The organism is Agriterribacter humi (assembly GCF_009192765.1).
Classification (GTDB): domain Bacteria; phylum Bacteroidota; class Bacteroidia; order Chitinophagales; family Chitinophagaceae; genus Agriterribacter; species Agriterribacter humi.
This window is the reverse complement of record NZ_VOHQ01000002.1, coordinates 175,518-198,253: the sequence shown is the minus strand read 5'-3', so window position 1 is coordinate 198,253 and position 22,736 is coordinate 175,518. Positions and strand designations below refer to the sequence as shown.

General features: G+C 42.1%; 16 protein-coding genes. 9 read left to right on the top strand and 7 right to left on the bottom strand.

From position 1 onward, the window contains the following. Positions 1-155: 155 nt before the first annotated feature. Positions 156-1,181 carry a DUF3500 domain-containing protein gene (locus tag FRX45_RS03970; RefSeq protein ID WP_152267113.1) on the top strand — a complete coding sequence of 342 codons (1,026 nt, stop codon included), beginning with the start codon at positions 156-158 and terminating at the stop codon, positions 1,179-1,181. Between the two features lie 326 nt (positions 1,182-1,507). Here the strand turns inward: FRX45_RS03970 and FRX45_RS03965 are convergent, their stop codons facing one another. Further along, entirely contained in the window at positions 1,508-2,872 is a 1,365-nt protein-coding gene (locus FRX45_RS03965) for a TrpB-like pyridoxal phosphate-dependent enzyme (RefSeq protein WP_152267112.1), read from the bottom strand. Between the two features lie 239 nt (positions 2,873-3,111). Here FRX45_RS03965 and nhaA point away from each other — a divergent pair, with 239 nt between their 5' ends. The 8 genes from nhaA to abc-f all read left to right on the top strand — a co-directional run bounded on the left by nhaA (position 3,112) and on the right by abc-f (position 13,321). Further along, positions 3,112-4,473, top strand: a complete 1,362-nt coding sequence (gene nhaA, locus FRX45_RS03960; RefSeq protein WP_152267111.1) for a Na+/H+ antiporter NhaA — start codon at positions 3,112-3,114, stop codon at positions 4,471-4,473. 149 nt (positions 4,474-4,622) lie between these two features. Next, positions 4,623-4,982: a hypothetical protein gene (locus FRX45_RS03955; protein WP_152267110.1), complete on the top strand. Its 360-nt coding sequence runs from the start codon at positions 4,623-4,625 to the stop codon at positions 4,980-4,982. A 231-nt stretch (positions 4,983-5,213) separates the two neighbouring features. Further along, entirely contained in the window at positions 5,214-6,917 is a 1,704-nt protein-coding gene (locus FRX45_RS03950) for a tetratricopeptide repeat protein (RefSeq protein ID WP_152267109.1), read from the top strand. Between the two features lie 112 nt (positions 6,918-7,029). Beyond that, the gene (locus FRX45_RS03945) at positions 7,030-7,248 is read left to right on the top strand and encodes a hypothetical protein (RefSeq protein WP_152267108.1); all 219 of its coding nucleotides are present in this window, start codon (positions 7,030-7,032) and stop codon (positions 7,246-7,248) included. 408 nt (positions 7,249-7,656) lie between these two features. After that, positions 7,657-8,145, top strand: a complete 489-nt coding sequence (locus FRX45_RS03940) for a DUF1572 domain-containing protein (RefSeq protein ID WP_152267107.1) — start codon at positions 7,657-7,659, stop codon at positions 8,143-8,145. A gap of 79 nt (positions 8,146-8,224) precedes the next feature. Next, on the top strand, positions 8,225-8,749 hold the full coding sequence (locus FRX45_RS03935) for a GNAT family N-acetyltransferase (protein ID WP_226804936.1): 525 nt from the start codon (positions 8,225-8,227) through the stop codon (positions 8,747-8,749). Positions 8,750-9,014: 265 nt separating this feature from the next. Then, positions 9,015-11,198 carry a phosphocholine-specific phospholipase C gene (locus tag FRX45_RS03930; protein ID WP_152267106.1) on the top strand — a complete coding sequence of 728 codons (2,184 nt, stop codon included), beginning with the start codon at positions 9,015-9,017 and terminating at the stop codon, positions 11,196-11,198. Between the two features lie 533 nt (positions 11,199-11,731). Then, entirely contained in the window at positions 11,732-13,321 is a 1,590-nt protein-coding gene (abc-f, locus tag FRX45_RS03925; RefSeq protein ID WP_152267105.1) for a ribosomal protection-like ABC-F family protein, read from the top strand. A 12-nt stretch (positions 13,322-13,333) separates the two neighbouring features. Here the strand turns inward: abc-f and FRX45_RS03920 are convergent, their stop codons facing one another. From FRX45_RS03920 to FRX45_RS03895, 6 genes are all read right to left on the bottom strand, one after another. Continuing rightward, a complete protein-coding gene (locus FRX45_RS03920; protein WP_152267104.1) occupies positions 13,334-14,107 on the bottom strand; it encodes a HEAT repeat domain-containing protein in 774 nt (257 codons plus the stop codon). A gap of 192 nt (positions 14,108-14,299) precedes the next feature. After that, positions 14,300-14,848, bottom strand: coding sequence for a hypothetical protein (locus tag FRX45_RS03915; RefSeq protein WP_152267103.1), 549 nt, complete (start codon positions 14,846-14,848; stop codon positions 14,300-14,302). Between the two features lie 148 nt (positions 14,849-14,996). Continuing rightward, on the bottom strand, positions 14,997-18,071 hold the full coding sequence (locus tag FRX45_RS03910) for a PVC-type heme-binding CxxCH protein (protein ID WP_152267102.1): 3,075 nt from the start codon (positions 18,069-18,071) through the stop codon (positions 14,997-14,999). A 13-nt stretch (positions 18,072-18,084) separates the two neighbouring features. Beyond that, on the bottom strand, positions 18,085-19,671 hold the full coding sequence (locus tag FRX45_RS03905; RefSeq protein ID WP_152267101.1) for a family 16 glycoside hydrolase: 1,587 nt from the start codon (positions 19,669-19,671) through the stop codon (positions 18,085-18,087). A 576-nt stretch (positions 19,672-20,247) separates the two neighbouring features. Beyond that, the gene (locus FRX45_RS03900; RefSeq protein WP_152267100.1) at positions 20,248-21,378 is read right to left on the bottom strand and encodes a hypothetical protein; all 1,131 of its coding nucleotides are present in this window, start codon (positions 21,376-21,378) and stop codon (positions 20,248-20,250) included. A 1-nt stretch (position 21,379) separates the two neighbouring features. After that, a complete protein-coding gene (locus FRX45_RS03895) occupies positions 21,380-22,582 on the bottom strand; it encodes a hypothetical protein (protein ID WP_152267099.1) in 1,203 nt (400 codons plus the stop codon). Positions 22,583-22,736 lie beyond the last annotated feature (154 nt).

Sequence of the window (22,736 nt, the reverse complement as noted above, 5' to 3'; positions counted from 1 at the left end):
ATCCTTATCAAATAAAACTTCTCTTTTACCTTAATACCTGGTTCAATGCACTGACAACATTTTGAACATGCACTATTTTCGGTACTTGTCAGAATTATTATTATATTGGGCACACCCACAATCATTTAAGCAACAATAAAATAAGAACCCCAACGATGAAGATGACAAAGAAAATAGTTGTATTCCTGATTTCACTAACTCTCCTGGGAAATCTTGAAGCACAGCATTTATCGGAAAAAGCAAACGCATTTTTGAACACGCTTTCTCCGGAACTAAAGTCACAAACCTTATTTCCACTGAACGATGCAGAGCGGTTTAATATGAACTTTGTGCCCAAAATACGAAGTGGGACAACCCTGCATCATTTCAATGATAAACAAAAAAAAGCTGCCATAGATTTGCTGAAAGCTTCAGTGAGCAAAGAAGGGTACAGAAAAACTTCCGAAATAATGGAGTTGGAAAAGGTATTGATTGAACTGGAGAATAATGAACATAAATTTCCTGATGGAAGTCCAATGCGGGACCCATTAAATTATCACTTCTGGATTTTTGGAAATCCTGCGGCAGACGGTGTTTGGGGATGGAAATTTGAAGGACACCATATCTCATTGAATTTCATCTCAACAGACAATCAAATCGTATCTTCCACTCCCTCTTTTTTCGGATCAAACCCGGCAATTGCTGACGTGAAAAGATTCAACAGAAAAGAAGTATTAAAGCTTGAAAGTGATTTGGGATTCCGGCTTATAAATTCATTGGATGAGGATCAACTTAAAGTCGCTATTTTTTCTGCCAAAGCACCGGCAGAAATCATCACCGGGAATAAACGTAAAGCAGAAAGTCTTGAACAAAAAGGTATTCTTTATACTGCACTTTCTGATAGCCAGCAAAAAACATTTATGGAGTTGCTCAATGTGTATATTGACAATTATGAATTGGGCTTTGCTAAAACATTAAGAAATAAAATAAACGATGCAGGCACCGCAAATTTAACTTTTGCATGGGCGGGAAGTTTGAAACCCGGAATTGGTCACTATTACAGAATTCAGGGGCCTATGTTATTGATTGAGTACGATAACACCCAAAACAACGCAAACCATGTTCATACTGTAGTACGCGATCTTACCAACGACTTTGCTGAGGATATTTTGAGAGAACATTATGAAAAAGAACATAAATAAATAACGACTACTATTGAACCTGGGTGGCGCGGGGTTTCACGAAGGGTTATGTGTTATGTACAGCCATGAACCCCTGGCAATGAAAAGCCTTTATTTATTTAGGCAACCAGACAGCTTTCTAATCCACCAGCGTTTCACTCAATGCTCATAAACACGATGACTAAGACCCGGTGTGAGGACAAACCTTCCAACAACAACTAAAGCGTTCGGCGTGAAAGCCAATAGAGATTTTATAATTACGATTAACCATCCCCGCTATAGATTGTAAAGCGTAATAAAAGTGCAACATCGCTGCTGCACTTTTTCTTCTGCAATTATAAAAAGGTCTAAATAGCAGGTGTGTTCAACTCCGCTAAAGATGCATTTATATCTTCCTGCGATACTTCATAATCCACCAGTTTACCGTTCAGGTATTGCTCATACGCACTCAGATCAAAATGACCATGACCGCATAAGTTGAACAAAATTGTTTTGGAAACCCCTTCTTCGTCTGCCTGTTTTGCCTGGCGTATCACTTCGGCAATAGCATGGGTAGCTTCCGGTGCAGGAATAATTCCTTCTGTTCCGGAAAACAATAAACCCGCATCAAAACATTCTGTTTGGTTAATGGCAACAGCTTCAATAATATCATCTTTCAATAGCTGGCTAACAATGGCGCCGGCGCCATGATACCGCAAGCCGCCTGCATGAATGGGTGAAGGAACAAAATTATGTCCCAAAGTATACATTGGAATTAATGGCGTCATACCAACTGTGTCGCCAAAATCGTAACGGAAAACACCACGCGTTAATTTCGGGCAGGAAGTAGGTTCCACCGCTATTGCCCTTATCTTTTTTCCCCCCGTTAAATTATTTTGCAAGAAAGGAAAGGCAATACCCGCGAAATTTGATCCTCCGCCAAAAGGTGCAACCACAATATCAGGATAATCGCCTGCTTTTTCCATTTGTTTCAATGCTTCCAGTCCTATAACGGTTTGATGCATCAATACATGATTCAATACACTGCCTAAAGAATATTTGGTATCATCATGTGTGGCAGCTACTTCCACGGCCTCAGATATGGCAATGCCCAAACTGCCGGGAGAGTTTGGATCTTTTGCCAGGATACTTCGGCCGGAATTGGTTAAATTACTGGGAGAAGCATGTACTGTTGCTCCCCAGGTGTTCATCATAATTTTCCTGTAAGGCTTTCCGTCATAACTCACTTTTACCATAAATACTTCGCATGCTATCCCAAATAATTTACAGGCAAAGCTTAATGCACTGCCCCACTGGCCGGCGCCTGTTTCCGTTGATATCTTTTTTACACCTTCTTTCATATTATAATAAGCCTGCGGAACGGCGGTATTGGGCTTGTGCGAACCTGCAGGACTAACCCCTTCGTATTTATAATAAATCTTAGATTTTGTACCCAGTGCTTTTTCAAGTCCGTATGCTCTGAACATAGGGGTAGGCCGCCAGATGGAATACAGGTTTCTTACTTCATCGGGAATTTCTATCCACTTTTCAGCACTCACCTCCTGCTTAATCAATTCCATTGGGAACAGCGGGGCCAAATCTTCCGGGCCAATAGGTTGCCGGGTTCCGGGATGCAGGGGCGGCAGCGGTTTATTGGGCATGTCTGCCATAATATTGTACCAATGGGTTGGTATCTCCGCTTCCTGCAAAGTTATTTTTCTTTGTTGTAGCATGTAATACAATTTTTGGTAATCAAGATACTTAAAAAGATCAAACACAGAAGATAAGATTTTTGTTGTTTAAATGATTTTTTGAAAAAAATTTCTCTGTACTATAAACGTCACTGGCAATCCTGAAACAATTGACTTTTAAAACAACAATGCAGCAAGGTAAATATGCTACTACTTAAAATGACAAGCTTAAAAGCAAGCAAAAGTATTGACAGTACTATATTTGCAGCTAATAACAATAAATGGGAACTAAAACAACACCTGTAGACAAATGGATTATAAATCCCGTTAACGCTTTTATAAGTAAATCATCTACAGGAGGCGTGGTGTTAATCATTTCAGCCGTTGTTGCCATTCTTATGGCCAACTCGCCCTGGGCGCATTGGTATCACCAGTTATGGGAGTATAAAATTTCATTCGGACTAAATGATAACTTTCATTTAAACAAATCACTTCATCATTGGATCAATGATGGATTGATGGCTGTTTTCTTTTTTGTGATCGGACTGGAATTAAAAAGAGAAATTGTGGCCGGGGAACTTTCCAATCCCAAAAATGCTATTTTACCCATTGTTGCCGGTATTGGCGGTATGATTTTTCCTGCGCTCATTTACACGTATTTTAACGGTGGGTTAGCAACCATAAACGGATGGGGAATTCCTATGGCTACCGACCTGGCATTTGCGCTGGGCATTTTATATCTCCTGGGCGACAGGGTGCCGGGGTCATTAAAAATATTTTTAACGGCTTTTGCCATTATTGATGACCTGGGCTCTGTTTTGGTCATTGCTCTTTTTTATACGTCAGATATTTCATTGGTGAACCTGGGAATCGGTGTTGCTTTCCTGGCTGTTTCATTTATTTCTAATTTTTTAGGCGTCAGAAATACGTTCTACTACGGACTTATAGGCATCGGAGGTGTTTGGCTGTTTTTCTTACTATCGGGCGTTCATGCTACAATAGCCGCTATCCTGGCAGCTTTTGCCATCCCTGCCACTGTTAAAATTAATGAAACCTCTTTTATCGGTAAGATGAAAGCGTATATCGAAAAGTTTAAAGCTGCCGACCCCGATCACAGCGTACCTACATTAACGTCAGAACAACTGCATATTCTGGATGATATGGAAACATTGACTAAAAAGGCGATGACACCGCTGCAAAAATTAGAACACGACATGCACCCGATCGTGGCTTTTGTGGTAATGCCTGTTTTTGCGCTGTCAAATGCCGGAGTAAGCTTTAGCGGAAATTTCATAGAACAGGCAACCAGTGCAGTAGCTATTGGTGTTGCATCAGGACTTTTGATAGGGAAAATGATAGGAATTTTTGGAGTGTCTTCGCTGCTGATAAAGTTAAAATGGGTACCATCCCTTGAAGGCGTAACCTATAAACACCTGCTGGGTGTGGGATTTATTGCAGCTATTGGTTTTACCATGTCGTTGTTTATTAACGAACTTGCTTTTGGCCCGTTGGGAGAGGCAGGAAGCCAAAATATTGCACAAGCCAAAATAGGCATTATCATTGCTTCGGTGATTGGTGGTTTTACAGGATTCTTTATACTTAAAAGGATTAAAAAGCCGGTAAAAGTACCGGATGAGATCTGATACGAGCCAGGAATTAAAAATAAATTACAACGTCTCTCATAAAGTAAATTCCGGAAGAAAATTTCTCCGCTGTTGCAGGGTAACAAATTGCAATACTGATTTATATTCATATTAACGGATTCATTCAGGTAAGGCTTAAAAATAAAAATATGGAAATCAAATCGTATTATGTTGGTACCAACAGGCAGCGCAATGCCGCGAACTATCACAGGAGATGGATTTCTCTGGTACCTAAAACGCCCACAAGTACTGTGCAGCACATTGTAATTTATTTTTTTGTGCAGGAAACAATAACCAATGATACGGATATTGGCTACGCAACGCCCACTTCAAGCAAATACGTTGTGGGATATGCCAACATTTCTGACTTTGCAGATATGTATAATATTTTGCAAAGCGAGAAGCCGGTGCATTTTAACTGGTACGCAGATGCCGCCAATGTGGTGCAATGGTTCCAGATTTCCACTAATGAGGAGCCGCTTGGTGAAGGTCCGCGCGATTTCTCTTAAATTTTTCTTTATTGGTACCGGGGCGTAAACATAAATATACCCCGGCACTTTCGGCATTGCCTTGGTATTACTAAGAAACCGTTGTTTCTTTAACCTGCTGCATCAGCAGATGCGCCATTCATCCCTTTTCCCAACCGGTAATGCCAGAACGGGCTCCACCCTACCTCTGAAAATTTGCTCTGCTCCCTGTTAAAGATGTACATAAATTATTATGAACATTAATTCCAGGTTATGAAAAAGCTATTGTTTAAAGCATGTTTCCCTTTTTTCATTTTGTTCCACATGATTTTCCTGTCGTGCAGGGAAAGTAACACGATACCTTCAAAGAATGCAATCAACGAATTAAATCTTAAAAGAGGAGCGGTTATTTCCTGCGGACAGCCTGGCAAACAGTTTGGACTGGTTGAGTTTGCGTTTTCCGGCAATGAAAATATTAAAAAGGATTTTAACCTGGGTATAGCGTTGCTGCACTCATTTGAATATGACGAGGCTGAAAAAGTTTTTGCAGGAATCATTGATAAAGAACCGGGTTGTGCAATGGCCTACTGGGGCGTAGCAATGTGCAACTATCACCCGTTGTGGACTCCCCCATCTGCGCCTGAACTTAAAAAAGGAGCGAATGCAATTGAAATCGCAGGTTCCATCCAACAAAAAACAACAAGGGAGGCCGCTTATATTGAGGCGCTTGCATCTTTTTACAAGGATTGGGAAAAAGTGGATCACAAAACCAGGAGTACCAATTTTGAAAGATCCATGGAAAAACTATATAAAGCATTTCAAGGCGATAAAGAAGCGGCTGTCTTTTATGCTTTAGCGCTTGATGCCGCCGCTGACCCTGCCGATAAATCATTCAAAAATCAAATAAAAGCAGGGACTATCCTTAACACCCTGTATCCAAATGAACCCAGCCATCCAGGCATTGCCCATTATATCATTCACACCTACGATTACCCTGAACTTGCAACATCGGCCTTGCCTGTAGCACGAAAATATGCATCCATTGCTCCATCTTCTGCACATGCCCTGCATATGCCTTCGCACACTTTTACCATGCTGGGACTTTGGGACGAATGCATACAATCAAACCTGGCTTCTGTTGCTGCCGCCAAATGCTATGCAGAAGAATCCGGTATAAAAGGACATTGGGATGAGGAACTCCATGGCATGGACTACCTTGTTTACGCCTACCTGCAAACAGGAGAAAATGATCTTGCCAAAAAACAATGGGATTATCTTAAAACAATCGATACTGTTTTTCCTGTTAATTTTAAAGTGGCCTATGCCTTTGCTGCCATTCCTTCAAGGTTTTTATTTGAAAATAGAAATTGGGAAGAAGCGGTCAACCTGCAAATTCATCCCATAAACTTTCCCTGGAAAAATTTTCCATGGCAGAAAGCCAATATTCATTTTACAAGACTGATGGGTGCTGTTCATACTGGCAAAATAGCTGCTGCCAGGTCCGAATTACAGCAACTCAATCTGCTGTATGATACACTGGCTGCGCAACAGGATAACTATAATGCCAACCAGTTGCAAATACAAATTAAAGCCTCGGCAGCATGGATTGCATGTAAAGAAGGAAATGAGCCGGAAGCTCTGGTACTCATGAATGAAGCCGCGGCACTGGAAGATAAAACTGAAAAACATCCTGTAACACCGGGTGCAGTAATTCCGGCCAGGGAATTATTGGGAGATATGCTTTTGTTGATGAACAAACCGGAGAAAGCGCTGGAAGCCTATGAAGCAAATCTTAAAAAACATCCTAATCGCTTTAACGGACTGTATGGCGCTGGTTTAGCAGCCGAAAAAACCGGAGACGCTGAAAAAGCCGCTGTTTACTACAGGCAAATAGTAAAGATTGCCAGCCGGAGTAATTCCCAAAGACCGAAACTAACTGCAATAAACCAGTTCTTAAAAAAGTACCCGCATCTTTAATCCATTCATCCTGGTTTGCATGAATGGAAATAAGCGCTTTATTATATGGCATCGAAATTGAACATTTCATTTGCTTAGTATTGTTTATTTTAATTCTTAATGTACTATTCAAATGACTCCATATTCAAGCAAGAGCGGCAAAAAGTCGGGTGTTACTGCATACCGCTCAGGAACTGATTTTATTGCGGTTCAATTCAACGGAAAGGAAGTATATACCTACACCTATCGCAGCGCCGGCCGTGCAGCCATTGAAACCATGAAAAAGCTTGCCTCAGCACAAATAGGCTTAAGCACTTATATTGCACAACATAATCCCGCATTTGAAGAATAAGTTCTGGTCATAACATTGGTGACAAATGCCATTCTGGGTTCAGGCATTTTGCATTCCAAATTGTCGCATTGTTGCTTTATGTGGGCGGTGAGGACACCGCCCAAGGCGAACGCCCCGGTTGGTGTCCCCAACATAGCCGTCAACTTAAGAAACATGAACAATAAAATACCCCGAATGGGGTCTAATTTGAATAGCCATCGGTGCAACCGGTGGACAAATGAAATATTTTTGATATTGAACCCTTGCAGGGTTCAACAAAAATTTCGACATTTTTACCGTGAGTTTCTCTCACGGCTATTCAAATTCAAGCCCTCCGGGCTTAAGTTGACGGCTATGGTGTCCCCATCAACAGGTGACAATTTGAATGTACGCTAGCCGGGTTCAGGCATTTTATGTATTTTTAAGCACATGACTTTAACAGCGCAAATAGCAAAGCATTTCAGACAAATCCATTTTGGAGGAAACTGGACCTCTGTCAATCTTAAAGAAACCCTCACTGATACAGACTGGCAGCAGGCAACTATGAAAGTTCTTTCATTCAATACTATTGCGGCGCTTGTTTACCATATGAATTATTATGTAAGTGAAGTGATGAAAGTGCAAAAAGGAGAACCGCTCCAGGCGCATGATAAATTTAGTTTCGACTGTCCGCCGATCGAATCACAGGAAGACTGGAATAAACTATTGGATAAAACCTGGGCTGATGCTGAAAACTTTGCGGACCTGGTTGAACAATTACCGGAAGACAAACTTTGGGAAACTTTTACCGCTGAAAAATACGGCAACTACTATAAAAATCTTCATGGAATAATTGAACATGCGCACTATCATTTAGGACAGATCGTGCTAATTAAGAAATTACAGTTAGAAATGAGAACAGATTACAGCATCAAATAAAACACTTAGGCCGAAGTTGGCCATACTTTTTATTATTACATATCACACTTCAATACAATGAGCAATAAGTAGCAGTACATTGCTCAGCTATAGCAATATTGAAATATATTTAGAAACCGGCAGACTAAGGCTCAGGGAATTTATAATCCGCGATACCGCATTCATTATTGAATTGCTGAACAGCCCGGCATGGCTGCAGTTCATTGGAGACAGAAACGTAAAAACAGAAGAGCAGGCAAAGCGGTATCTTGAAGATGGTCCATTAAAAAGTTATATAGAAAATGGTTATGGAATATGGCTGGTGGAACTGAAAAATGATAACAAAGCCATTGGAATGTGCGGCATTATTAACCGGGATTTTTTGGACAACCCGGATATAGGATTTGCTTTCCTCCCCGGCTATCATGGCAATGGCTATGCTACGGAAATAGCGGGCGCTACTATGGATTACGCAAAACAGCAATTACATATTTCAACTATCGAAGCAATAACCGCAACTGACAATGCAAAATCAATCCGGCTCTTAGAAAAAACAGGACTCAAATTTACCAGGAAAATTTGCTACCCGGGGACTAATAAAGAATTACTATTGTACAGCAACTAAACAAAATTTATTTTTTAAAGATTTATAGTTTGATAATTCGCGCCGGGGTTTTCATCAAAAGGCATGTGCAGAGCTATGAAACCCTGGCGATAAGAATAAGCAGCCTCAATAATTTACGCGGTATAAATAACTTATCCTATTTCGCCGGGGTCACCTTAGCACTTCTTATCCACCCGGTGAAGACCCCGGCGGGGCGAATACAAAACACAGGTTCATATATAATTTGTAGTTTTCAGTTCTGTTCTAATCAACTAATCACTTATTCATGTCCAATCTTAACAGGAGAAAATTCATTAAAATGTCGGCAGGAGCAACTGCCGCTACTGCTATATGGTCAACATGGCTGCAAAAAGCGCTGGCGGTAGAAGCTTATAATGCCAGCCGGTCAATCCGCGATGTAAAACATATCGTAATTCTCATGCAGGAAAACCGCTCCTTCGATCATTATTTTGGTACAATGCGTGGCGTAAGAGGTTTTGGCGACCGTTTTCCTATTCCGCTGGAAAGCGGGGAACGGGCATTTTCGCAGTCGGATGGAAAGAAAATTATTCCTCCTTATCATGCCAGCAAAAAAACTTCCAATGCAGCGCTCATCAATGGCACACCGCACGACTTCCCGGATATGCAGGCGGCATGGAACCAGGGAAAGTACGGCTTCTGGCCGATGTATAAAACGCCCTACTCCATGGCTTACTATACAAGGGAGGAAATTCCGTTTCAATATGCATTGGCCGAATCATTCACCATTTGCGATGCGCATCATTGCTCCGTAGCAACCGGTACAGATCCCAACCGGATCGTATTCTGGTCGGGCAGTAATTTCAATCCTGAAAAAAGAGCAGCCGGCATCAATTGTACCGATGAAGATTCAGAACCGGTAAACCTCCGCTGCTGGGTCAATAATAAAATGCCCGATCCTGGTTATACCTATCGCGGCAATGCATTGAAGTGGCCCACCATACCCGATGTATTGGAAAAGGCAGGGATTAGCTGGCGCATTTACCAGGATCCCAACGATAACTGGAGCGGCGCTATGCATGGCTGCCTGGCCTTTGAAAGTTTCCGGACCGCTAAACCCGGTTCACCCATTTACGAAAACGGCATGCGGCACTGGTCGCTGCAGCAACTCGCAAACGATGTAAAAAACAATACCCTCCCAGAGGTTAGCTGGATACTACCCAAACAAATAGATTCCGAACATCCCGGCGCACCTTCCAGTCCGTACCGGGGCGCAGATTTTACACACGAAATTTTAGCCGCTATTACCTCCAACCCCGAAGTGTGGAGCAAAACCGTTTTCTTTTTAACCTTTGATGAGAACGATGGGCTTTTTGATCACCTGCCGGCGCCTGCTGTGCCTTCCTATAATTTAGATAATACACTGGCCGGTAAGTCCACACTTGATTTGGCGGGGATGTATTTCAACAATGACAAAGGCACATCCAAATTTCCGAATCCTTATTTTGCAGAAGAAATGAGCAAAGGAGGCCCGGTTAAAACACGAACGTACCAGGATAAAAGAGATACCATCAGCGGCAATATACGCCCGTGGGGATTGGGACCGCGTGTACCGATGTATATTATTTCACCATGGAGTAAGGGAGGATGGGTAGATTCGCAGGTGGCTGATCATACGTCGGTAGGGCAGTTCATTGAAAAACGTTTTGGTGTTACCATTCCGGCAATCAGCCCCTGGCACCGCGCTGTATGCAGCGACCTGCTATCAGCCTTTGATTTTGAAACGCCCAACAATCCCGCATTTCCCAAAATGCCGGAAACGGCCAATCATGCAGCCCTCGACGAAGCTTCAAAATTGCTGCCCAAAGCTGTGGCTCCCGAAACACCCTCCCCGCTTTACCAGGAAAAGGGAAGTCGTTTTTCAAGAGCGCTGCCTTATCGCCTGCATACCCGTTTTGAGGCGTTGAAGCAGGAACATAAGATCAGGCTGATATTTGATAATGATGGCAAGGCCGGTGCGGTATACCATGTGTACGACCTTAAGCATTTAGCACGTATCCCACGCCGTTATACCGTAGAAGCCGGCAAATCGCTGGCCGATGAATGGAATGTGTTGGACGACAATGGCGCTTATGACCTTGAAGTGTACGGCACCAATGGATATTTTCACAAGTTTACAAGTAATACAGAGGCACAGGAGCCTGAAATTACACTTAAGTATAATCATAGAAAAGGCGGCATATTGGTTAAGATGCGCAACCCCCATAACGTTGTGATTGATATCAATATCGTGGACAATGCCTATGGATATGATGTGCCTCAGCCATTTCAGCTTGCAGCCGGAAAAACAAAAAAAGAGGAGTGGCTGCTTGGCAATAGTGGCAATTGGTATGATTTTTCTGTTCAATCGGGTAACGGCTACCTGCACCGGTTTGCCGGAAGAGTGGAAACAGGGAAACCTGCTATTAGTGATCCGGCAATGGGGATATGAGCGTTTATGGTTTGTAGTGTATGGTTTGTTAACAGGCTTCGGATTCCACTTGTCATGATGAGGTAAGAACCGTGGTATACCCTTATTGTCATGGTGAGGAACGAACCGTTGTACACTCTTGTATTGTCATGGTGAGGAACGAACCATCTGTATTTATTTGCTTCCTGGTTCTTTTGTATTCACCCCGGATTTAACAGCTATCAGATCAGCAGTCAGCTACAGCTTTGTTCACTTTTATTCAATAGTTGAAATGGAAGAACCTATGCTTAGCCCGCCCGGATGGCGCGGTCGGACGGGCATTGTCATTAAGCACCGTCCCTCGCCGCTGCGGGGAGAGGGAAAGACCCCGCCCGAACGATGTTCAGTCGGGCGGGGGTGAGGTTCCGCTTCGGGCCTAAATTTAAAAAATGGTATATTTGCAGCCATCAGCAAAGCAGGCAGATTAAATGTAAAATGTAATTTCTTTCGAACAAAACAGATAGCAGGACCGCAAAGCGGTTCGCTGTGGTTATTCACGCTTAAAGAAAGAAATTATGCTTATTCTGCAAAATCTCACTTATATACATCCCGGCAAAGACCTGTTGTTTGACAACATTAATTTTACGGTCAGCGATCGTAATAAAGTTGCCGTGGTTGGCAACAATGGTACAGGAAAGTCTACGTTACTCAAAATCATTGCAGGCGAATGGCAACCATCTGGTGGATTATTAAAAGTGGATGCCATACCTTATTATGTTCCTCAAATTTTTGGGCAATACAATCATCTGAGCATTGCACAGGCGCTGCGGGTAGAAGATAAGCTTAACGCTTTAAAAGCAATTCTTAACGGTAATGTTACGGAAGCCAACCTGGCTTTGCTTGATGAAGACTGGACAATTGAAGAACGCTGCCGGGAAGCCCTGAACTACTGGAAGCTGGAGGATTTGGATATAAGCCAGAAAATGGAAACGCTGAGTGGTGGCGAAAAAACAAAAGTTTTTCTTGCGGGCATTGCTATTCATCAGTCTGCATTTATTTTATTAGATGAGCCCAGCAACCATTTGGATACGGCAGGCAGGCAATTGCTGTATAACTTTATTCAATCCACGTCATGCACACTAATCGCTGTAAGCCATGATAGAAAATTATTGAATCTTTTGGACACTGTTTATGAATTAGACAAACGCGGAATAACGATGTATGGTGGCAATTATGACTTTTATACTGCGCAAAAGCGGATAGAAAATAATGCGCTGAACCAGGATGTGAAAAGCAAGGAAAAAGCATTGCGAAAAGCCAAGGAAAAAGAGAGGGAAACGGTTGAAAAGCAACAACGGTTAGACGTCCGTGGAAAGAAGAAGCAGGAAAAAGCAGGGCTGCCAACCATATCCATGAATACGTTTAAGAATAATGCAGAAAAAAGCACCGCCCGTTTAAAAAGTGTGCATGCCGAAAAAACAGGGGGCATTGCACAGGAACTACAGGCATTGCGGGCAGCGCTGCCGGATACAGACAAAATGAAACTGGGCTTTGATGATGCCGCTTTGCATAAAGGAAAAATATTATTTACGGCAACCGCCATCAATTTCGGTTACAGCAACCAGTTGCTTTGGCAGCAGGCTTTAAGTTTTCAGATCACAAGCGGTGAACGAATTGCACTGAAGGGATTAAACGGATCGGGTAAAACAACTTTGATAAAAATAATCCTGGGAAAATTAGAACCGCAAACAGGAACGGTTTACAGGGCAGACAACCAACCGGTTTATCTTGACCAGGATTATTCGCTGATTGACAGTCGGCTTAGCGTTTATGAACAGGCGCAGCAATACAACACATCTGCATTGCAGGAACATGAAATAAAGATCAGGCTCGCAAGGTTTTTGTTTACAAAAGAAGATTGGGATAAACCCTGCAGCGTTTTAAGCGGCGGAGAGAAAATGCGGCTGATGCTCTGTTGCCTGACCATAAGCAACCGGTCGCCGGACATGATCATATTAGATGAACCCACTAACAATTTAGATATTCAGAATACTGAAATATTAACGGGAGCAATCAACGATTACCAGGGAACACTCATCGTTATTTCGCACGATGAATATTTTTTAGAGCAAATACATGTGAAGCGGGTTATCCATTTGGAATAGCTTCCACGCTTGTTATCTATCCTGATGAGGTTGATAGTTTCCGGCAATGTATTGTCTTGCTTCGTTTTGTGTCATCGCGGAAAAATTCCGATAGCGGTAGTGAACGTCAATGATTTCTTCCAAAGCGTCTGTAACGAGTGCTTTATTGCCCCAATTGTTAAGATGCGCTATTACAATTTTTAAGCAACCTTTTTTATAAGCAATTTGCCCGATAACGTGGATCAAAGTGCTGCGAACCCTTGCGGTTTCATCGTGCTGCAATTCCTGTAAAAGTGGCAATATGTCTTGCGGAAACCTTCTTCCCCGAAGCTCAATTCCGTGGCAAATTTCCCGCCGGATTTCTTTGTCCGGGTGGTGCAGGTACTTTTTAGACCAACTTAATACCGGTTCCGGGTTTACTTCTCCCATTTTTTTGACAGAACCAATAACCGCATTTCGCGGCGAATGATGTGTATCAAACAAACCCTTATCAAAAAAATGCTGTACAGTTCCAAAATCTCTTTTACCAATTTCCCCCGCTGCATTGATAACTGTTTGCCGTATTTTAAAATTATCCTGCGCCAGCAATATCGCAAGCATTTGAATGATTTTGGATTGCAGTGCGCTATGGCTGAAATAAAGTCGTCCAACACATAAGTAAGCTGATTTTCTTATGTAGGTGTCTTCGTCTGAAAAATATAAAAACGTGCTTATAAGCTTTCCGCTTTTAGTTTCCTTTAAAATGTCGTTGCATATTTTTGCAACAACCCGCATACGCTCCTGTTTGGATAAATCATAAAATGCCATTGTCTTGTTTATAATCTATTTTCAATTCCTTTTAAGATAATGATAGTGTTCTTTAATAATGTCTTTGTTAGCCACTGCGCTTAGTGGGTTGGTGTTTGTTGGCGTCATGCTGCTCCTCCGAAGGCGTGTCATTCCAGGCAGGCAGTCATTTTGCTCAAAGATTGATAGCCGCGCCCATTGCACTTTTTTATTCTATTTTTTTAAAACGAACGAGTTCAAAATCGACTCTCCAACTTCTTTGTAGTGCGAAAATTTATCTTTTTCACAAGTAAAAGTCAGAACAAATGCTTTGTCGTTATTAACCCAATAATACTGATCAAACCTGAGATGAAATATTCCCTGGTCGCCTGTAAAAATCATGCGATGATGTTCTCCTGAAGCGCTTTTTATTCTTTTACTTTCAATCAAAGTTGAATTGGTAATCATTGTTTTTAATTGTCCTTCGGAAATTTCAGCGTATTTGTCCAGGTCTATGTTGTGCCCCGCTAAGTCTTGAACTAATAGATTGATATTGTCTTTAAATTGGTCATTCTTTGATTCTAAAGGTGAAAATAGAATGAAGGCCGTTCCCATTTGTCCACTTTGGTTTAATTCCCACTCTGACGGATACCGAATAGAATAATTTGCTCTGTCAAATGCTTTCCATTTTGGATTTATTCCTTTTGCAGTGTCGCTGGAGTTTTGTGCCTGGCCACATGTTATAAAGGTGAGGAGCAAAATACTCGTCAAAAGTTTTGTCATGTTTTCCTATTGATTAGTTGAAATTAAATTATACTTATTTTTAAACCCGCATGCAAACACAAATAACGGGAAAAAATTTGCTGGTAGCGCATTTGGTAATGCAAATACAATACATATCCTCTCAGTCAATTGTTGTAACGCTGATTTACTACTTCTGCCCCAGCATGCTTAAATATTTGATGATATCAGCCAACTCTTCCCTTCGGGTGCCATCTAACAAACCACCGGGCATTAATGAACCATCCTCTTCAAAATGTTTCAGCAATTTTTTGCTGACACTCACATTTCCCCTGGTGGCCGTTTTAATTTGGATATTGTCCGCATCTTCAGCCAGCTTGATCCCCTGTATGATTTCCCCGTTAGCTGTTTCTGCCGTTACGCGGCTATAACCTTCTTTGATGTTTTGCGAGGGCCACAATACCTCAATGGCTATTTCCTCCGGTGACAAACCTCTGCCCAGCGCAGAAAGATTGGGGCCAATATGCCCGCCTTTTCCATTAATGGTATGACAGGAAGCACAGGAGGGCATGCCCAGGTACAACTGCTCTCCACGTGATGCATCACCCCTTTCCTTTACTAATTTTATCAACTGACTTATATAATCACTATCGTAACCGCCAGGAACGGTAGACACCCTTCCGGCAATTGTATTTAACTGCGCTCGTAAACCCGGCGCTTCCGTTCCCTTATTGGCCAATGCTTCCAGCATAAGCCCGGCAGCCTCAGCAGAAATGGTTTGTTCTTTTATCTGGCTTGTGATCAATGCAACACCTCCCTGTTGTTCTATAACAGGTGAAATGATCGCCAGCATTTCCCCAACCGTTTTTGCTGATCGCTGTATTTCATCCACCGTAAGACGGGTCGCCAGCTTTAAATCCAGTCCACTCAGACTTTTAAGCGCTGCCAGTCTTATTTCACGGGGATTGTTTCCGGTACTCACCTGTGTTTTTAACAACGATGCGGCACTGACCCCTTCCAATTGCGCGAAAACTTGTATAGCTGCAGCACGGATTTCAACCTCCTGCGATTTGTCCTGCACAAGATGACCGACCGTAGCACCCGCCTGTTTGATCTGCCAGTGCTTCAGCAGTTTCATTACAGCTAATTTAAGCGGCGTTCCATTTGCCGCATTCAGCACTTCCGTTAAATAACCTGCAGCCATATCTGAAAGCGGCTGAGGACCGAGAGCCGATAATTTGTCAAGCAATACCGCGTCTTTTAATTCGGTTCCGCTTTTAATTACGTCCTCTACATAAGCGCCGCTGTCTGCCTGCGCCAAGGCCAGCAACAACCCTGTTTTTTCTGTTGCCGGTACCTCTTTTAACGCTATCAGTTCAGTAAGCTGGTTTGCAAGAAACCAGGCTGGCGGGTCGTCGGCAATGACGTGGGCCAGGTGAGCGGGTTTGCTGAAACGAATATTTCCTTCGCGCAAAACTTTTTCCCACACAGGACGCAGCGCGTATACTGTTTTTTCCCACGCATAGCGAATGAACTTATCTGTGGGGTGATCGAATATTTCAGCAGCTATCGCTATGGACTGTCCTTCGTTTATATAACTTAAAGCTACCAGCGCGTGTAGTCTTACCCGTGGGTTGCTATCGTTTACCAACATGCGAAGCGCATGCAGCGGATCCGCCATACGGTCGTACCATTTTGAAATTACCTGCGCCGCATACGCTCTTGCGCCTGGTTGTTTTGCCTTCATCAAACGGGTAACGAGGCTTTCATTCACGGTATCGTGACTTTCGAGCACACCCGCTGCTTCCACCAGGTGATGCTCGTATGCGATATTTTTCGGATCAAGCTTTTGGATCCATGCATTCACTGCAGCAATAACCGTATCCTCAGGAGCGGCGGCAAGCAACCGTTTTACCTGGTAGCGTACCCAGAATTCGCGTGACTTCAGATGGTTAAGGAGTTCGGCAACAGGCTGGCCTGCCAGTTGCGGCGGCTTTATAAGCGGTCTGCCTTTGGCTGTAATGCGCCATATACGGCCACGCAGCTTATCTCTGTCGGGGTGCCGCAAAGATGCCTGGTAATGACCGATGATCGGATCATACCAGTCCAATACATAAATCGCACCATCAGGTCCCATATGCACTTCTACCGGCCGAAAGCTTCTGCTGGCGGATATGACCAGCGGTTCAATAAGCCGGGCTTTAAATCCTGAAGCATCGTTGCTCACCTTCATGCGTTCTACCCGGTTATTGTAATAGCCGGCCATTATAAAATCTCCCTGCAGGTTTTCAGGCATGTGTTGGGAGCGAACAATCGCGAGGCCTGAACCTTTGATCTCAAGGCTTCCGATTTCGGGCAGGTAGGTACGTTTGGAGTTTTCAATTAATCCCGGAACCGAATAATACAGCGGCGGATCATTGGCTTTGTGAAACATATTGCCCCAATCGTCAAAATTCATTCCCCATGGGTTAACGCTCGCGGTAGACCAGTCGAAGAAATTATCCAGCTTACCTGTAGACGGACGGTATCGCCATATCCCCGCCCGGTTTTGTCGTTGTATTCCCCAGGGGGTTTCAATGCGGCTATAGATATTATGACCCTGCGAAAAAAACAAATCACCGCCCGGACTCCAGGTAAATGAATTGATCGTTTGGTGGAGATCGCCGGTACCAAATCCGGAAAAGATCACCGACCGTTTGTCGGCTTTCCCATCGTTGTCGGTATCTTCAAGAAATACCAACTCGGTTTGTTGTCCCATATATACTCCGCCATGGCCGAGCTCAAAGCCAAGTGGAATATTCAGACTGTCGGCAAACACGCCTGATGTATCCGCTATTCCATCGTTGTTGCTGTCTTCCAAAATAAAAAGCTTATCGTTGGGCTTCTTCCCCAGTTCCGGGTGGGGATAAGTTGTGGTACACAAAACCCAAAGCCTGCCGCGTTCATCCCAGCGCATCGCTACCGGGTTGGCGATACCCAGCGATTCTGATGCGTACAATTCTATTTTGTAGCCATCGGCAACTTTAAAAGACGCCAGTTCCGCTTCAACCGAATTGTCTGTTTCCGATGGCGCTACCGACATTATATTTTGTGTCGGTACAGGATCAGGTATTTCCACGGTCTTTTGCTTACCGGGCACGGGAGCCTGCCCCGGTTGTTTGCAGGAGCCGGTGCAAATTGTTGCAGCCAGCAATATCAGCGTTACAATGCGGAAACTCCGCATCCGGTTATTTTCTGATCCGGTTGTTTTGGGGATATGATTCATGTATGCTTTTAGGTTATAATTTGTCGCTTTCCTCCCGAATGTGTTGCTCCGCTTTTTTGAGATATGATTCCAGCGCCGTTCTTTCTTCCGGCAATATCCTGTGGTTCCTGTCCTTCCAATCGCGGCTGAAGGGTTGCACCAATTCACTGCCGTAAATAAATGCCCAGTTACCTGCCCTCCAATATTGGAACCACAAACTATTCATGCTTTGTACCTGTTTGCGCAAAGGCTCATAAGCGGCTTTGTAAACAGAAGGCAAATTCAACTCCTTCATAATAAGCGTTGCCGCCAGTTGCTGCGCCTTTGCAGTAAGCCGTATACCATCTGTAGTATAGCGTTCACTTAAACTGTGCACTTTCATTTGACGAAATAGATCTACATACACATAACCCTCCTCTGCGGCCATCTGTTTAATGGCCCCGGCATATTTATCTACAGGCGCCTGAACAACAGGTATGCTTTCTGCCCGATTTCCGGATAATTTAAGCGCTTTGGCTTCGAATGGAACAGGAGACACAACAACGATCTGCCTGCCGCCTTTGCGGGCGCTATCCAGCAAGCGTTTGTAATTGTTGATAAAGCCCGGCAGGGAATCTTCTCCCTGTATAGATTCCATTTGACCAAACTGAACAAATAACACATTGCAACGAACACTGTCTAAGTTGCTTTCCCATCCCCCAAAACCTGTTTCGCGATATTGCTCTGCCGCTACATCTCCTTCCCATGCCATGTTGCGGAAATGCAGGGCCTTACCGGGGTTGGCAGCGATCAATAAGGTTTCTAAGTAACCGCTCTTACGAAAGTTGGCCATGTTGGTGGCCCCTGTAAAAACCACCACATCATTATCTTTAAGCTCTAATTTCCGGTTGCCCAATGCTTTTCCATCCGGAATGTTCAAAGGTGTCCGCAACTTTTCTTCCAATTGTTTTTCATTGAATCCGGCCAATTCTATTTTGGGGTGATGCACCAGCTTGTTAAAGCGGTAGTGCACTGTTATGGGAGGACCGCTATGCATTTGCACCGCGATCCGTCCTTTTTTTTCACCGAAGGGATCTTCTACCGCAACGGATAAAACACCGTTGATGGCTGTCCATATCCGGTTGCCCGATGCCAGTATTTCGTAGTGGTTCCAGTCTCCCGGGCGTACCGCCTTTTCACCCTCGTCGGGCCAATCTATATAAGTGCGGTCATGCTCATGGTAAAGCCTTCCCCAAACAGCTTTCCCTACATCTGCCTGGTAGCCTGCGGCCTGTCCCGATTCATCGAGCTTTTTCGAGCGGAACTGGATGCCGGCATTACCGCCATTGGGTTCCAGCTTAACATCTACGCTCAGGTAAAAATCAGTCACTTCTGTGTTGGACCATAAAAATTCGTTTCGCTTCACTTCGTGAGCGGAATGCCCTACAATAGCCCCCTCCTGCACCAACCAGTAGCTGCTGTCGGAGGCAGACCATCCATCCAGGCTGGTACCGTTGAAAAACCCGGGATCTGTTTGTGGAGATGTGTTACACCCGCCGGCCAGTAGCATTATTCCTGCGGCGTAAAAAAAGCTGTATATAAAACGGGTACGAAGCAGTTTATTGAAAATGGAACATTGCATGATCACTGAAATATTTTTGAGAGCATTCCGGCTCGCCTCAAATTAATCATTTTTGTAGTGTTAACAGGTCTGAAATATTAACGGATTGATCTAAGATATTAACCAGCATACTGTTTCGCAAAGACAGCTCCTTTTTGTGAACGTCATTGCGAGATCCTAAACGGATTTGAATGATGCGTACTATTTTTAAGGGTCGAATCAATCTCCCAATTGGGATACGATTTTTTTTAGTTTACAGTTTATGGTTGCATTTTGCTTCGGATTTTAAATTTAATATTTGAACTTTATTTGGTTCTTGTTATTTGGTTCCTGGTGCTTTGTATTCTCTTCGAATTCCTGCTTCGGGTTTAAATTTTATAGTATAGATAAGCAACCTTTCATAAACGTTATAAGGGTCGAAGTAATCTCCCAATGGCGGAGGTGGATTATATTCTTTGTAGAAAAAGCCTCCTTCCATAGGTTGTTGGTGATGCCTCCCTGCTATGGCTGTACACGAACACAAACAACGGCGGGAATAGTGGGAAAGTATAACAGATTGGCAATACCAATGCTGTATGTAACCTGTTGGGTTATTCCCTAAGCCAAGTTGATTTTTATTGAAATGTCGAAAATTAAAGCTTCAAAACTCGATAATACTTTTTCCAGCTCTACTTCATATCCAGTCGGCATTAGCCGGAGGTTATGAAAGATAGTCGACCTTACTTTATAAATTGCTTCACCTGTTGGTTTTTTAAAAATTTGTGGAGCAAAAACAAAAGACAGGAAAGAATTACAGGTGTCCTGTAATTCCTGCAGTATCAAATGATTTAACCCAGGGCATTTCGTTGATAACAATTTGTTTATTCTATCCTTCTCGTTTGCCAACTTTGCCAATCTTTCTTTCGCATCGTAAAAGTCAACTGAATTTAAAAAAAAATTTAAAGATGTTTTGAATTCTGCTTCAAATATTCTGCTTATAAATAGTTCAATTACGGAATACAACAAATGAAACTTAACAAGAGGGTGTTTTTCCAACTTAATCAGGCCTTGTATTAAATTATTTAAATATGACTTATTGTCATTTAGATATTCTGAAACTGTTTGGAGTTCTACCACTTTTGATGGGAATGGCTTAGCTATAAAATTTGGTTGCTTTAAAGAATATAAACTATTAAAATTTGCTGATGATAAAAAAGTATACCCATATTGATAAAAGAAAAGAAGATAGTTTTCAATATCAAATAAGCTAAACGCTTTTTTATATTCCCTCATGGATTTGCGATGCGCAATAAAGATAATTGTGTTTTCGCCATAAATATCTTCGAGGTTGATCTGTTCGCTATATTCTTGTTTTGCATATGGCAGATTCTGTCTATTCTTTAGTAAGATGCGATAGGCATTATAGCTATAAGGAAAGAAGTGTTCGTTATTTGCATAATCATGTTGAGAAGTAAGTAGTGCCTGAATTGGAAATAGCCATCCAATTCGCATGTTTTGTGCTTTTATCTGGAAAATGTCATTCGCAGCAAAATCATCTTTATGAAAAAGATATACCTCAAAATCCTTTTCTGTAGTCCCGTACTTATCATCTGGTTCTAATGGATATAAAAATTCAATCTCATTGTCAGACTGCCTGTCTTTTGCGATAAATACCTTTAGTTGTCGAGAGAACCTAATGCGATTTACTTCAAAATCATCTTCATTAAGTCGAGTAAATAAAAGAGCCATATTATAGGAATTCTACTTTGTAATTTTGGAAAGCTTTGTCTATAGCTTTTTTTACATTTAGATAGGCGTCACCATCGTCATTAAATAATGCTTTAAAGAAAAAGTAAAAATAACGACGTTGACTATTTCCTATTTTTTTAGAGGTTTTTCTAATTGTTTCTAAGTTGGTTAATAGTTGTTCAAATGTATTTTCGGAAGTATCTCCTAATTTGATTTTTGCTATTAATGTTAACAAGTAATCAATATCCTTAAGTTTTTCAGCATCTTCTAAAGAACCTATAGCAGCCCCAAATCCTGTAATTACCTGGCTTCTCAAAAAGAGAGTTTCAACATCCAAAGCAAATGGCTGTGGAACTGCCTCGAAGAAAGCATCGTCTTCTTCAAGCTCCCATTTTTTTCCTAGCGTAATTATTTTGGATAGAAAGTGGTGATACGATAAAACAAAGGATTGAAAAAGCTCTTTCTTTTGCCCAACTTTTGAAAGTTTTTCCAATGTCTTAACATCCTCAAGTAGTGAACCCCTGTCTATAGCTAATTCGTCCTTTTCTAAATAAGATTGAAATCCATCAACAACTTCACTGAATTTGTACTTTCCTAATTTTATTGCCTTTCCACCCTCTACTTCTCTGATTATTTCTATACCATCTATCTTATGTTCACCTAAATAATCTTGGTAAAGAATTTCAATTTGATGTCGAACAGACATAGGAGTTTGACCTGTATTTAATGTCAACATCCTATATAATATCCCAATCTTGTTAATTCCAATAAAAACTTCTGCACGTAGTGGTCTAGCCAAGAATTTTGCCAAGGTTTCTGAATCTCTCCCTTTTTTTAATTCTTGTTCTAACTCAATGATCTGATAAGTTCTTTGTAAACCGTCAAGAATAAGTAATTTTTTCTGTTCAATTAGAGTTATAATTTGCTTGTCTGTAATTTTTTCAATTTCTTCCAACTTCTTTTGAGATCCCACTGCTTCTTTTCTAACTGCAAGAAATATTGGTGGTATTGTGCAACCACTCTTAAGGTCGTTTCTCAATAGGGAATACACACTTTTGGATGACTTTACTTTTTTTCGTTGTAGCTCATTATTTGTCAAAATCTGATTAGCAATAGATAAGTAATCCTTTATTCTAATTTCAATTAAAACATTCAAGGCATTAATTTTTCTATCCGAAATTCTTGATAGAATTTTTATCTCCATAATAATAGTTTAGGTGTTAAATTAAGAAAATAAAGTTAGTATCAATAAAACTCTCAAAACTTGGTGTAAGTCATGTTGAATGTTTGCACGATGCTCCGTAAATGTTCATACAACTCATTCCTTTACGTAACCCTTTTCCTTTACAAATACTTTT

What these genes read in the sequence shown, in the direction of transcription:
- FRX45_RS03940 (WP_152267107.1), top strand. Translation starts at nt 7,657, where the DNA reads ATGACTTTAACAGCGCAAATAGCAAAGCATTTCAGACAAATCCATTTT.
- nhaA (WP_152267111.1), top strand. Translation starts at nt 3,112, where the DNA reads ATGGGAACTAAAACAACACCTGTAGACAAATGGATTATAAATCCCGTT.
- FRX45_RS03965 (WP_152267112.1), bottom strand. Translation starts at nt 2,872, where the DNA reads ATGCTACAACAAAGAAAAATAACTTTGCAGGAAGCGGAGATACCAACC.
- FRX45_RS03955 (WP_152267110.1), top strand. Translation starts at nt 4,623, where the DNA reads ATGGAAATCAAATCGTATTATGTTGGTACCAACAGGCAGCGCAATGCC.
- FRX45_RS03970 (WP_152267113.1), top strand. Translation starts at nt 156, where the DNA reads ATGAAGATGACAAAGAAAATAGTTGTATTCCTGATTTCACTAACTCTC.
- FRX45_RS03930 (WP_152267106.1), top strand. Translation starts at nt 9,015, where the DNA reads ATGTCCAATCTTAACAGGAGAAAATTCATTAAAATGTCGGCAGGAGCA.
- FRX45_RS03915 (WP_152267103.1), bottom strand. Translation starts at nt 14,848, where the DNA reads ATGACAAAACTTTTGACGAGTATTTTGCTCCTCACCTTTATAACATGT.
- FRX45_RS03895 (WP_152267099.1), bottom strand. Translation starts at nt 22,582, where the DNA reads ATGGAGATAAAAATTCTATCAAGAATTTCGGATAGAAAAATTAATGCC.
- FRX45_RS03900 (WP_152267100.1), bottom strand. Translation starts at nt 21,378, where the DNA reads ATGGCTCTTTTATTTACTCGACTTAATGAAGATGATTTTGAAGTAAAT.
- FRX45_RS03945 (WP_152267108.1), top strand. Translation starts at nt 7,030, where the DNA reads ATGACTCCATATTCAAGCAAGAGCGGCAAAAAGTCGGGTGTTACTGCA.
- FRX45_RS03920 (WP_152267104.1), bottom strand. Translation starts at nt 14,107, where the DNA reads ATGGCATTTTATGATTTATCCAAACAGGAGCGTATGCGGGTTGTTGCA.
- FRX45_RS03910 (WP_152267102.1), bottom strand. Translation starts at nt 18,071, where the DNA reads ATGAATCATATCCCCAAAACAACCGGATCAGAAAATAACCGGATGCGG.
- abc-f (WP_152267105.1), top strand. Translation starts at nt 11,732, where the DNA reads ATGCTTATTCTGCAAAATCTCACTTATATACATCCCGGCAAAGACCTG.
- FRX45_RS03905 (WP_152267101.1), bottom strand. Translation starts at nt 19,671, where the DNA reads ATGCAATGTTCCATTTTCAATAAACTGCTTCGTACCCGTTTTATATAC.
- FRX45_RS03950 (WP_152267109.1), top strand. Translation starts at nt 5,214, where the DNA reads ATGAAAAAGCTATTGTTTAAAGCATGTTTCCCTTTTTTCATTTTGTTC.